At 51.6% G+C, this 13153-nt stretch carries 8 protein-coding genes; 5 read left to right on the top strand and 3 right to left on the bottom strand.

Annotated elements, in window-relative coordinates; genetic code table 11:
* Positions 1-179 precede the first annotated feature (179 nt).
* Positions 180-1391, top strand: a complete 1212-nt coding sequence (locus AN936_RS24175; protein ID WP_322787085.1) for an alpha-hydroxy acid oxidase — start codon at positions 180-182, stop codon at positions 1389-1391.
* 499 nt (positions 1392-1890) lie between these two features.
* On the opposite strand, the gene AN936_RS25080 is transcribed toward AN936_RS24175, so the two are convergent.
* Entirely contained in the window at positions 1891-2028 is a 138-nt protein-coding gene (locus AN936_RS25080; protein WP_158500090.1) for a hypothetical protein, read from the bottom strand.
* Here AN936_RS25080 and AN936_RS13135 point away from each other — a divergent pair.
* From AN936_RS13135 to AN936_RS13125, 4 genes are all read left to right on the top strand, one after another.
* Positions 2027-3382 carry an IS1380-like element ISPme1 family transposase gene (locus tag AN936_RS13135; RefSeq protein ID WP_012112698.1) on the top strand — a complete coding sequence of 452 codons (1356 nt, stop codon included), beginning with the start codon at positions 2027-2029 and terminating at the stop codon, positions 3380-3382. The two genes, AN936_RS25080 and AN936_RS13135, sit on opposite strands and share 2 nt — an antisense overlap.
* On the top strand, positions 3373-6279 hold the full coding sequence (locus AN936_RS24170) for a TonB-dependent receptor (RefSeq protein WP_084758339.1): 2907 nt from the start codon (positions 3373-3375) through the stop codon (positions 6277-6279). The genes AN936_RS13135 and AN936_RS24170 overlap by 10 nt, the downstream gene beginning before the upstream one ends.
* 117 nt (positions 6280-6396) lie before the next feature.
* The gene (locus tag AN936_RS13130) at positions 6397-7830 is read left to right on the top strand and encodes an aldehyde dehydrogenase family protein (RefSeq protein ID WP_054588540.1); all 1434 of its coding nucleotides are present in this window, start codon (positions 6397-6399) and stop codon (positions 7828-7830) included.
* A gap of 6 nt (positions 7831-7836) precedes the next feature.
* A complete protein-coding gene (locus AN936_RS13125; protein ID WP_054588539.1) occupies positions 7837-9324 on the top strand; it encodes an MFS transporter in 1488 nt (495 codons plus the stop codon).
* A gap of 131 nt (positions 9325-9455) precedes the next feature.
* Here the strand turns inward: AN936_RS13125 and AN936_RS13120 are convergent, their stop codons facing one another.
* Both AN936_RS13120 and AN936_RS13115 read right to left on the bottom strand, forming a co-directional pair.
* Complete coding sequence (locus tag AN936_RS13120) at positions 9456-11132, bottom strand: class I adenylate-forming enzyme family protein (RefSeq protein WP_158500088.1); 1677 nt, start codon at positions 11130-11132, stop codon at positions 9456-9458.
* Between the two features lie 230 nt (positions 11133-11362).
* Entirely contained in the window at positions 11363-12970 is a 1608-nt protein-coding gene (locus tag AN936_RS13115) for a GMC family oxidoreductase (RefSeq protein ID WP_054588537.1), read from the bottom strand.
* Between the last annotated feature and the right edge of the window lie 183 nt (positions 12971-13153).

The raw sequence follows: 13153 nt of genomic DNA, 5'->3' as shown, positions 1-13153 counted from the left end.
TGGTAGTTTGGGTAGAGTGATAAGTGCAGAGATTTCAATATTTGGCCATTTTTCAATATTCTTAGGTGTAGGCAACAAAGCCCGAAACCCCAGCAGTCGAATGCCAATCAGGTTTTCACAATTTGTAATGCGCGAGGATGACGAAAGAATGAAACCGCAAAAAGGACACTTAACAAACGTTGGGTGCTTTGACACGCGAGCCAAAATCAAGGAATATTGAGTTGCGCCTTAGAGACTGTCATAATTTTGAAGATTTCCGCCGATTAGCGAAAAAACGTCTCCCTAGTCCCATCTTCCATTACATTGATGGCGCTGCTGATGATGAAGTGACATACCGCAGAAATAGCGCAGCATTTGAAGACGTGGACTTGGTTCCGAATGTACTAAGAGGCGTCGAACAAATTGATATGGGCGTCGAGGTGATGGGGCAAAAACTAGCCATGCCCTTCTATTGTGCTCCAACCGCGCTGCAGCGCTTGTTCCATCATGAGGGAGAGCGTGCTGTTGCAAGAGCCGCGACAAGATATGGCACTATGTTTGGGATCTCATCGTTAGCAACGGTTTCAGCGGAAGAAATCGCCCCGATCGCATCGGGCCCCAAAATGTTTCAGTTTTATTTCCACAAGGATCGCGACCTTAACGATACACTTTTGGAGCGTGCACGGGATGCAAATTTTGAGGTCATGGCTTTAACCGTGGATACAATAACGGGAGGAAATCGTGAACGAGACTTGCGCACCGGCTTCAAGTCTCCTCCAAAGCTGACTCTATCTTCCTTGGCTAGTTTTGCCTCCCACCCGATGTGGGCTTGGAATTTCTTGACGAAAGAGAAATTCGACATGCCCCATTTATCTGGTCACGTGGGACAGGGCACAAATTTGGCAGTATCCGTTGGAGACTATTTCTCCACTATGCTGGACCAATCGATGGGTTGGGACGACGCTGAAAAACTCTGCTCCCAATGGGGAGGGCAATTCGCTTTGAAGGGCATCATGAGTGTTGAGGATGCGCTACGAGCTGTCGAAATTGGTTGCACAGGAATTATGGTTTCCAATCATGGTGGACGTCAACTTGACGGCGCTCGTGCGCCTTTTGATCAGCTGGCAGAAATTTGTGATGCGGTTGGAGACAAGATTGATGTGATCTGTGAAGGAGGAGTGCAGCGCGGCACTCATGTCCTAAAAGCGCTTTCCGTGGGGGCAAAAGCGGTATCAGGAGGACGATTCTATCTGTATGCATTGGCTGCCTCAGGCCAAGCTGGAGTTGAACGCGCCCTTGGAAACATGAGGACAGAAATAGAACGAGATATGAAACTGATGGGAATAAGAAGTCTTGATGAGCTCGGTCCTCATAATTTGCGAACAAGAAGCTCGATAAATGCCGGTCATTAGCAAGCTATCGAGTGATTAAAGGGGCTTTGACCGGGACTCATAAGTACATTGTGGGTGGCATCTCAACAACGCCTGACCAAACCGCCCACGCGCAACCTAGATGGAATATCCGGAAAATAATACCTTTGAGACAGCAATAACTTTAGACGAATGCAGAGCTGCTCGCGAGGATATCGCCAACTATGCTGAAGACATTGCAAGCTTTCTCTTGGCCGATTTCTAGCTGTTTGCAGGGCTTTACGGCGGCACCAATATCTCAATTTAAGCCGATTGAAGGTGTGAATCTGTTGAAGTACGCGCAATGGGGCGAAGCCACGAAGGCATTGTGTTAGGTTTTCCAACTGGAATGTGTGGCAGATCGAATTTGTCGAAAATTGATCATTATGATCATACCTCCGTGAACGTGCTCTGATAGCTATAGAAATAAGCAAAATTATTTTGCGGCACCTGAGGAGGGTATCTTGAGCAACAACGATCACAACAAACTAAACTTGGGCGATCAATCTGATTTTTGGGGCAAAACCTCAAGATTTGCTTTGATCCCACATTCTCCAAGTAAGTCGCTGATTTCGCTGTCGTAATCGTGATATTTCGCATATAAATCATGGCGTTGACGGCTGCGAGGGGCGCGTTTCATGGATCACCTGGAGGGTGCGGGCTTGGCGCGGGGAGATCGGGTTGATTTCGACCGCCGTGTGCGTCTGGAGTTCCGTGGTGCGCAGATCAGTTCAGACGGTGGCCTGCTGGTGATGCGCGAGCTTGATGACGTGCTCGGCCTGTCCAATCTGGCGTCGGAGGCGCTGCGAGACAGCCGCACCGGGAAGAACACGCTCCATCGGCTTGACGGATTGTTCCGGCAATCGGTGTTCGGACGACTGGCCGGATACGAGGATGTGAACGATGCCGACCGCTTGGCCCTCGATCCCGTGATGCGTCAGGTCGTTGGCGGCAGGGCCGTCGAGGCGCAAGCTGCTTCGGCATCGCAGATGGGACGGTTCGAGACCGAGACGCTGGCTCTGGCCGCGAACCGGGCGGCGCTGGCCGATCTGAACGGCCAATGGATCGACCGGTTTCATGACCGCAACGGGTTGAAATACATCGTGCTGGACATGGACAGCTCGGTCAGCCCCACCCACGGCGATCAGGAAGGTGCTGCCTGGAACGGGCATTTCGACTGCACCTGCTATCACCCCATCTTCTTGTTCAACCAGTTTGGCATGCTGGAGCGCTGCGCCCTGCGTAACGGCAATGTCCACAGCGCCGATGGCTGGCGGGATGTCCTTGATCCCGTCATTGCCCGATATGCTGGCCGCGACCTTGGTGGACGCTTCTTCCGGGCCGACGCTGCCTACGCGATCCCCGCGATCTATATGCGGCTGGAAGAAGCCAGGTTCTTCTACGCCATCCGTCTGCCCGCCAACGCCGTCTTGCGCGAGAAGATCGCGCATCGGCTGACACGGCCCGTGGGACGGCCTTCGCTGACCAAGGTCAAACGGTTCTTCGAGGACTTCGAGTATCAGGCGGCGTCCTGGGACAAGCCGCGCCGCGTCATCGCCAAGATCGAATGGCATCCGGGCGAGCTGTTCCCCAAAGTCGGCTTCATCGTCACCAACCTGCCGATGGAGCCAGACTGGGTGGTGAGGTTCTACAACCAGCGCGGCACCGCAGAGCAGCACATCAAGGAAGGCAAATATGCCTTTCGCTGGACGCGGCTGTCATGCCGGAAGTTCCGGCACAACGAGGTGCGGCTGCAACTGCACGCGCTGGCCTACAACCTGGCAACCTTCCTGCGCTGCATCGAACTGCCCGAGGCCATGGCGGACTGGTCGTTGACCAGCCTGCAACTCAAGCTGATCAAGATCGGCGCCCGCGTCGTCCGCCACGCCCGCGCCATTACCTTCCAGTTGGCCGAGGTCGCCGTCACCGGCCCGATGGTGCGGGCCGTCCTTGCCGCCATCCGCCGTCTTCGAACGCCTCCGTCATGCGCATGACCACGATCCATGCCCAAGCTGAACGAAAGCGGCAGGACAGGTCCGTCTGCCGCGCGGAAAAGCGGCTCTGCCGGGCCAGAATGCTGCGGGTTCGAGGCTTGATCCACCCGACTTCGGCCGTTTGCGCGACGACAGACACCGCTCGGGGCGAAAAACGCTTGCCCAGCGAGCAAAATCAGGCGATCTTGAAGTCAAGCGGCAGGCCACTTGGGGAATGTCGGTTGATTGCATCCGCCCTTGGCTATATGGGCGCGCCTGGGATTGCATCGGCAAATGATGATATTCAGCAGGAGGCCCCTTCTGCGCAAGCGCAGAGCGAACCAGAGAGCGACCGAAATCTAATAATCGTCACCGCTACAAAGCGCGAACAGTCCATTGTTGAGACGCCGATTGCCGTTACAGTCGTAGATGCCGAAATGTTGGTGCGTACCGGCGTTTCAGACATTACAAATTTGGAGCGGGCCGCCGCTAGCTACCAGATGAACTCCTCGGAGAGTACGACTGGCGGGCTGACGCTTCGTTTGCGCGGGATTGGAACCACCGGTAACAATATTGGTATTGAAAGTTCGGTCGGCGCATTTGTGGATGGGTTTTACATCCCGCGCCCAGGTGCGGTCCTTGGTGAATTGAATGATGTTCAGCAAGTTGAGGTCCTAAGGGGCCCGCAGGGTACGCTTTTTGGTCGCAACACTTCGGCAGGCGCTTTGGTCATAAAGACCAACAAGCCAAACCTTGATGATACAGAAGCATTCTTCGATGTTTCCGCCGGCAATTACGATCTGTTCAAGGTTCGCGGCGGGTTTAATGTTCCGGTTTCTGAAGGAAAAGTAGCTCTTCGGGTCTCTGGCTCGCATGCTGTGCGTGATGGATATGTTATTGGCCCGGACGGATATGATTCTAGCTCGATAGACCGATCTTCCGTTCGCGGACAGTTGCTATTTGACTTAGAAGATGCAGGCGTTTTGCGTCTATTTGCTGGTTATTCTCGAGGGGATGATCAATGTTGTTCGGCGGTGTGGTTGAATCACTCACCCTTTATTCAGGCTAACTCGGCACCATTTTCTGCATTTGGCGGAACAGCAGGGGCTGACTTTGTTGGTCGCCGAGCCCTAAAAGAAGGGTTGGCGAACGACAGCAACTATACCAACCCTTATAACGGTTGGAATGTTGGCGCCACGTATGATGTGGAATTGCCTTTCGCAAACCTCTCTTATCTAGGTTATTATGGCGAATCGAATGCTGATTCTTGTCGCGGCGATTACACTTCGCTTGAAATATACGCTGTTGGTCCCTGCCCCGAAGCTGAAGCTATCTTACCAAATGTGGACTTGGATGCGCTAAACGGCACCACGATTAAGTCGACATCGCATGAGCTCAGGCTTCAAGGGAATGCCTTTGAAGACAGTTTGGATTGGTTAATTGGGGCATACTATTCGCATGAGAAGATCGATCAACGTTATGCTTTGGTATTTTTGCGGGATATGCAGGCGGGCGTTAGCGTCGGTTCGTTTGGTTTTGCAGATTTCAATGAGCTAAATTTTGCTTCTAACGGCGTAGATGCAGCTGGCGACTATGCCGCGCCAAGGGCACAGCAAGATGGCAGTTCTTTTTCGGTCTTCACTCACAATGTGCTGGAGCTTACTGACGGGCTAAATCTGACGCTTGGTGCTCGATACATCACTGAAAAGAAAGATGCCCAAGTCGGCCACCAAGTTCCCGGACAGCACAACGCCTGCGAGGCAACATTCAACAATTTGACAAGCTTAACTTCACCTAATTTTGGTCTGTACAATGGGACGAATGGTTTCTTTGGCGCAGGGGGACCCGCACGACTGGCATCAGTTGTTCAATCGAACTGTTGGATATTCAATTCCGGTCTATATGATCCTAGCGACCCAAATAATTTCTTCACCCAATTTGCAAATACGAACGCGGCAAATACATTTGTGACTTCATACTTGAATCTAATCCCACAACCATTTGACAGAGATTTCAAGGATGACCAGCTCACCTATACTGCAAATTTAAGCTACGAAGTTGCAGATCAAACCTTCGTCTATGGTGGATTTACGCATGGATTTAAGTCCGGTGGATTTAACCTTGATGTTTCCGCTGCGGTTGGCGGTGCAGATCCGCGATTCCGCTCAGAGAAAATTGATGCCTTTGAATTGGGTTTCAAATCCGTATTCCTGAACAACCGGGCCTGGGCAAATATTGCCTTGTTCTATTCTGATCTTTCGGATTTTCAGGTGCTGGAATTTGATGGCACAAGGTTTAGCACATTCAATGTCGATAAAGCGCGCTCCAAGGGTGTGGAATTTGAATCAGCCTATGCGTTGTCTGACGCATTATCCCTAAACCTGGCTGCCACTTATACAGACGCCAAATATCCCGATGATTGCACCACATTTGATCCGACAGATGCGAATTTCAACGGCTCTGTCACTGCATTGTGCGGTCAGCAATTCACGAATGCGCCAAAATTGGTTGTGATTGGTGGTGCCAATGTTGATACCGAGATTAACACAAGCGGCGCCTCGATGTTCGCAGGTTTCTCGGTTCGTTATGAATCAAAAAGGCGCACCAGTACTTTGCCTACTGAAAGACCTGCGACCTTTGGTCTGACGACCGAAGCTCAAGTACGGGACGCGGTGGCAGCCGCCATTGCGGCACCATTTGATATCCAGAAATCGAACGCGAAGTTGGATCTTCGCCTTGGTTTTAGAACTGCAAATGAGAAGTTCACCATTGAGGCTTGGGCTCGCAACTTTTTTGATGTGCGGACAAGGTTTTTGACATTCCATATTCCGCTTAGAGGATTCTCTGGCCAGCGAGCACGTGGTGCATTTGTCCAAGAGCCACGGACCTATGGACTGACCCTGCGCGGCAAGTTTTAGTAGAACTCTCCGCTCTACCAGATGCTGGGAATTTGGTGAGCAAAGACTAGCGATCAGGCGAAAGTCTGATCGCAACTTTTTTGACTGAGCAAGCAGCACATAGAAGAGGCATATCAAATGAAAATACACAGCAAACTGTATATCGGCGGCGAATGGGTTGATCCATTGAATCCGTCAATATTTGAGGTTGTGAATCCCCTCACCGAAACAGTTTGTGCAACCGTTGCTGGCGGTGGAGAAGATGATGTCGCTCGTGCGGTGGCAGCAGCCAGGGAGGCGTTCAAGGAGTTTTCCCAATCTAGCGTTGAAGATCGCAGGGCCATGTTGGAACGGATTGCGGCTGGAATCAAAGCTCGAGCTGACGAGTTTTCAGAAGCAATTAGCATGGAAATGGGAGCACCAACTTGGTGGTCAAGCAGGGCGCAAGTCCCGGCCGGCATTGCCCATTATTCAACCGCGGCCAAAGTTCTGGAGAGTTTTGAGTTTCAGAAGATTCAAGGCACTACAGCCATACGACGCGAACCCATTGGCGTTTGCGGGTTGATCACTCCGTGGAATTGGCCGTTGAACCAGGTTGCGTGCAAAGTTGCGCCGGCATTGGCAACAGGCTGTACGATCGTTCTGAAGCCGGCTGAACAAACATCCCTGGATTCACTGTTGCTGGCTGAGGTTATCCACGAAGCTGGTGTGCCTCCTGGTGTGTTCAATCTTGTCAATGGACCTGGTAGAGTAGTGGGTGCGTCCATAGCTGAGCATCCAGATGTTGATATGGTCAGCTTTACTGGGTCTACGATGGCCGGAGCCAACGTCTCAAAGGCAGCGGCGGATACGATCAAAAGAGTATCGCTCGAGCTTGGCGGCAAGTCAGCCAATATTGTTTTGCCAAGTGCCGATTTGAAGGATGCTGTTGGCAGGGCTGTTCAAGGGATTATGAGTAATGTGGGCCAGACTTGTACAGCGGGCACGCGCCTCCTGGTTCCGTCAGACAAAGTGGCAGAGGCCACTAGAATTGCAGTTGAGGTCGCCGAATCCATCCCGCTGGCGACAAGTTGGGATGCGCCGGCGCCGGCTATCGGCCCGATTGCGACGAAACGTCAGCATGCAGAAATTGTGCGGCTGATTTCAGAAGGTGTCAAAGAAGGCGCCAAGCTGGAAACCGGCGGCGCAGACAGGCCCGATGGTGTTAGGAGCGGCTATTTTATTGCGCCAACGATCTTTTCAAATGTCAGCAATGATATGACAATTGCACGAGAAGAGATATTCGGACCTGTGCTGAGCATCATTGCATACGACACGGTTGATAACGCGATCGAGATCGCCAATGATTCGCCCTATGGCTTGTCCGGCTATGTTCAGGGCGAACATCAAGAAGCTGTCGAAGTGGCTCGAAAGATGCGCACGGGCCAAGTTTTCGTGAACGCGGCCCATGCGGATTTCAACGCACCATTTGGCGGCTATAAGCAGTCAGGCAATGGCCGTGAATGGGGCGAGATTGGATTTGATGAATTTCTGGAATACAAATCTGTCCTCGGCTCAGAAATCAAAAATTAGATTGGCATGGCGATCGTTAATCCACCGTTAGAACCAATCTCGCAATCGCCAATTCCTACGCCACCGCTTCCTTGGCACACGCGCGTCTTTTACGGGATGGGCGCTATGGCCTTTGGTATCAAATCCAACGGCTTCGATTATTACCTCTTGGCGTTTTACAGCCAGGTTGTGGGCCTGGATCCCCGATTGGTTGGGCTGGCTCTGTTTATATCGCTGCTTTTTGATGCGGTAAGCGATCCATTGGTGGGTTATTGGTCGGATAATCTGCGCTCCAGATGGGGGCGCCGGCATCCTTTCATGTATGGAGCTGCGATTCCGGTTGCGCTGTGTTTTTTCTTAGTTTGGATGCCCCCCGAAAGCTTCTCTGACACAGAGACTTTTTGGTATCTGTTGTGTTTATCCGTCTTGATACGGACCGGCATCACATTTTTTGAAACGCCCAATATAGCTTTGGCGCCTGAATTGACTCAGGATTACAACGATAGAAGCAGGCTCATCAGCTACGCTCATTTCTTTGCCTGGTCGGGCGGCAATTTCATGAACATCGCCATGTTCTTCATTGTCTTTCCACTTTTCGTAACCGGCTCCATGTCCGAGGCAGTAAGCTCGCGGGCGCCTTACACTGCCTATGGCGTTATCGCTTCGGTGTTGATTTTTATCTCTATTATGGTGTCATCGGCGGGCACGCATTCAAGAATTCCAACGCTTTATAGCCCGCCCCAACAACGCAAACTTACAGTGCCCAAAATCTTCAAAGAGATTTTTGAAACGCTTGCCAATCGCTCGTTCGTATCGATTTTTGCCGCTTCGATGCTCGGCGCTATGGGTTTGGGTCTCAAAGCCTCTTTGCATCTGTATTTTGTTTCCTATTTCTGGGAATTCACGCCCGCGGAAACCGGCTATCTTTCTATCGGGATTTTCCTGTCGGCCTTTATCGGCTTTAAGATTGCGCCATTCGTTTCTGAGCGTATGGGCAAAAAGAACGGCGCGATCATTGTGGGGCTTGTGGCGTTTGTGGCGGCGCCAATTCCTATTTGTATGCGCCTGTTTGATATGCTCCCGGCTAACGGCGATCCGATCATATTCTGGTTTAACCTGATTTTTGGGATCGTTGATCTTGGCCTAATAATTTGTTTCAATATTTTGGTCGCCTCGATGCTTGCCGATTTGGCAGAGCAATCAGAACTGGAAACCGGGCGGCGCTCTGAAGGGATATTGGCCGCGGCCATAACTTTTGCGAAAAAGAGCGTTCAGGGCTTGGGTGTGTTGATGGCATCCTTCGTACTGACGCTTGCACAATTCCCAAAAGGGGTGAGCGTTGATGATGTCTCGGACCAGGCGATTTGGGATCTTGGCGCGTATTTCGTTCCAATCGTGACCGCGATCTATCTTGTTATGATTGGCGCCTTGACTAGTTACAAATTGAGCAAAGAGGACTTCGAAGAAAATTTGCGCAGACTTCAAGACAGAACAATAACCGAGCACCGACAATAGGCAGCATATTGTGCAGCCATAATAACTGGGTGCCATACGCCTCATTATCGCAGAAAGGTTTAGTGCGCTGTCAAGTGCAATAGAGTATGGTGCCAGATTTCCGCTTTCGTGTTGAGAGCTCTGGTATTGTCCTAAGTCTTTTTGGTATCCAATTCGAGAACATGCTCTTTCTGGATCGATTTCTTGTCGATTTTTCCAGATGCAATTCTGGCCAGAGGGGTCTCCGAAATCCGGACATATTTCGGGATCTTGAAATTGGCGAGCTTGCTTTTCAAACTTTCTTGCAATGCCGCAACATCTACCTGATTGTCAGCGTATATCGTGGCCGCAACTTCTTCGCCGAGCCTCTCATCAGGCACACCATAAACACACGCTTCAATGATAGACGGATAACCTGCCAAAGCTGACTCTACTTCGCTACAACCAATGTTTTCGCCACCGCGAATTATGATCTGTTTCAACCGATCTACGATGTAGAGATATCCATCTTCGTCGAGATAAGCGATATCTCCCGTCCTGAACCAACCACCTTCCAGAAAATCGCCGCTCGAATCTGGTCGGTCCCAATATTTGTGAATCACCGAGGTTCCTCGAACAAGCAATTCTCCGCGCTCTCCGGCCTTTACAAAGTTATCGTCGCTGTCAACAATTCCGAGCTCAAGAACCGCGCTCACCCTGCCCGAACTGGATGGTCGCATTAGATATTCTTCGCCACCGATCGACGTGCCGATCGAGTTGGTTTCAGTCATCCCCCATCCGGTGTGCGGCTTTGCATTCTTGAATGTCTCGTCAATGCCCTTCACTTGAGATTCAGCGCGCGCCGATCCGCCGCCACCCACGGCGAGCAAGCTGCTCACATCTTTATCCTGCTTTTGCGCCGCCAGCATAAGGTCTCCCGTCATTGCGGGCGTTCCAACAAAGCTGACAATTTTTTCTGCCTCAACCAACTCGACAGCGACATTCGGGTCCCATTTGTACATCGCAACAGTCTTCCGCTTTCTGCGGAAACTGGTCAGCAATACAGCAAGAAGTCCGTTGACGTGAAAAAGCGGCATGCCAAGCAAGGCTGCGTCCGGATAATGCGGCTTCGATTGCCCTTTGGGCGCGCCACCGTGGATTGTTGCCAAAACTGCCAGATCAAGCTCCCAGGACAAGAGCGCCGCAATGATGTTGCGGTGCGTCGAGACGGACCCTTTGGGGTGGCCAGTCGATCCCGATGTAAACAAGATGACCGCATCATCATCGGGTTCGATTTGGATATCGGGAAGCTCGCCGTGCTGACGCAGAAGCTGATCGATGGGTGTGGCACGGTCACATGGCTCTGAACGGACCGAAATAAGAGTCAGAAAATCAAGACCACTTTGGAGTTTGACTCTGTCAAGCCGTTCCTGGTCGACTATGGCCACCTTTGCCCCGATATGCCTAATGCCATACTCAAGCTCGTCCGATTCCCACCATGCATTGAGCCCCGCGACGATCCCTCCGATAGAAGTTATCGCCGCAAATGCGAGCGCCCATTCAGGGTAGTTGCGAAGGCCAATTGCGACCCGGTCGCCAGGTTTGACTCCATAGTCATCGATCAGGCGTCTGCCCAGATTTGACGCACGCTGATAGAATTCCTCAAACGTGTAGCGCTCATCATTATAGACAAAAAATGTCTTCTCGCAGCGCGCTTCGCTAATCAGCTGTCTGAGCGAGGTGGGTGCGTTTACGAACCACTTTACCTCGTTTCCATTCACACAGACATTTTGCAGTTCATACTTTCTTCCGGGTGCCGTAAGTTTTGCAATAGCTCTTGCCCTATCCACGATCCCAACCTTTCTAATCCTTCGCTGCAACTTTTGCTCAAATCGGCACAAGACTAATACGCTAACCTGGTGTCTGTGATTGCGCCCACACGATCACGACCTTCCAGCGTTGAACTCCACACCCGGCGTCTGCACATTGTCCTCAAGCCTGATCTGCGGCGCGCATTGCACACCGGGGCGTTCCTTCAGCTTGCATCAATTCTGGATGGACGCCTGGTTGATCGATTGCGCTAGGTGTAAGATTCGGCTTCATCGAGTATCATTTGCGCCCCTTTTTCGCCGATCATGATGGTAGGCGCATTTGTGTTTCCCGATACAATAGAAGGCATGATCGAGGCATCGATAACGCGTAGGTTCCTGATGCCCCTCACCCTAAGTGATGAATCGACAACCGCCATCGGATCACTGTCCGGACCCATCTTGCAGGTGCCAACCGGATGATAGATCGTATCGGCACGGTTTCGAATGTCCTCGATCAATTCATCATCATTATTGCTGGCGGTCGCATATACCGGCTTGCCTCTAATCTCATCGAATGCAGGAGCCTGTAAGATTTGTTGCGCGCGTTTGACTCCGGCAAGCAACGTTGCGACGTCACGCTCATCCTTTAGAAATGCTGGATCGATGAGCGGCGGCGTTGCCGGGTTTGCGTCGGCTAAAGTCAAATTACCATGACTCTTGGGTCTGAGGACACAAACGTGGCAGCTAAATCCGCCGCGGCCGTGCCGTTTTAGTCCGTGTTGATCGACCAATGTGAAGGCAAAATGCAGCTGAATATCCGGCGAACGCTCATCCGGATTGGTGAAATAGAAGGCACCAGATTCATTGAAGTTCGTCGTCAAAATACCGCGCCTTCCGGCAAAATATTTGAATTGGTTCCACGCAACACGAAACACCGAGCGCGCATTTTTGCCCAGAACATGCTCGCTGTCAGATTGGTACATTAAGCAGAAATCTACATGGTCGTAGAGGTTCTCTCCGACACCAGGAAGTTCATGAACCACCTTGATTTTATGCGGATCCAACTTGTCCTTGGCGCCAATGCCCGAAAGCAACAGCAACTGTGGGCTTTGGAACGCGCCGCAAGAAAGAATGACCTCCCGCCTGGCTTTGATTAGCTGCAAGTTGCCGTTTAACTTGACCATCACGCCGGTCGCCTGACCGTTTTCAACCAGAACCTTCTCGACAAATGCTTGTTTGAAGATGGTTAGATTCTTGCGCTTTTCAGCTGGCGTAACATAGGCGAGCGCGGCTGAGCAGCGCTTGCCGCGATCCTGCGTCAACTCATAATAGCCAATGCCTTCCTGAGTTTCGCCGTTGAAATCCTCATTGTAAGGCAGCTGGCAATCCATGCCAGCCTTAATGAACATGTCGTTGAGCGGGTTGGGGCTGCGCGGAGGGGACACGGTTAGGGGGCCGCCCTGCGCGTGATATTCGTTCGCACCCTTAACCCTGTTTTGCGCCTTCTTAAAGAATGGCAGCACCTCTTCGTATGACCAACCCTCATTCCCCAATGCCGCCCAGTGCTCATAATCTTCCTTGGCGCCGCGTATGTATACCATCGCATTTATTGAAGAAGAACCACCCAACACCTTGCCGCGCGGTTGATATCCGCGCCGACCATTCAGCCCCTCCTGTGGCACGGTTTCGAAGCTCCAGTTATGCGGGCCTTTGGGGACCGTGAAGGCGAAGTTGAATGGAATCGAAATCAGCGGATTATTATGAGATCCTCCAGCTTCGAGGAGAGCAACTTGATACTTTCCATTCTCTGACAATCTACTGGCAACTGTGCATCCCGCAGATCCAGCTCCCACCACGACAAAGTCGAATTTGCGCATCCCTCGGTTCCTTACCCATATTGGTGTGCAGCGATACAAAGTCACTAGGCACACTTGCGCAGCAGTCCAAAATCCCAATGTTGGGGCTAATCTGGCACTTCATTTTGACAACTCAAAATAGTCGCAGGTGAGCTAGATGGTCACTGACATTCTTTTTCGAATTATGTGCAATTTCGCTCAAGC

This window comes from Sphingopyxis macrogoltabida (assembly GCF_001307295.1).
GTDB classification, from domain to species: Bacteria; Pseudomonadota; Alphaproteobacteria; order Sphingomonadales; family Sphingomonadaceae; genus Sphingopyxis; species Sphingopyxis macrogoltabida_B.
This window is presented reverse-complemented; position numbering and strand designations above follow the sequence as displayed.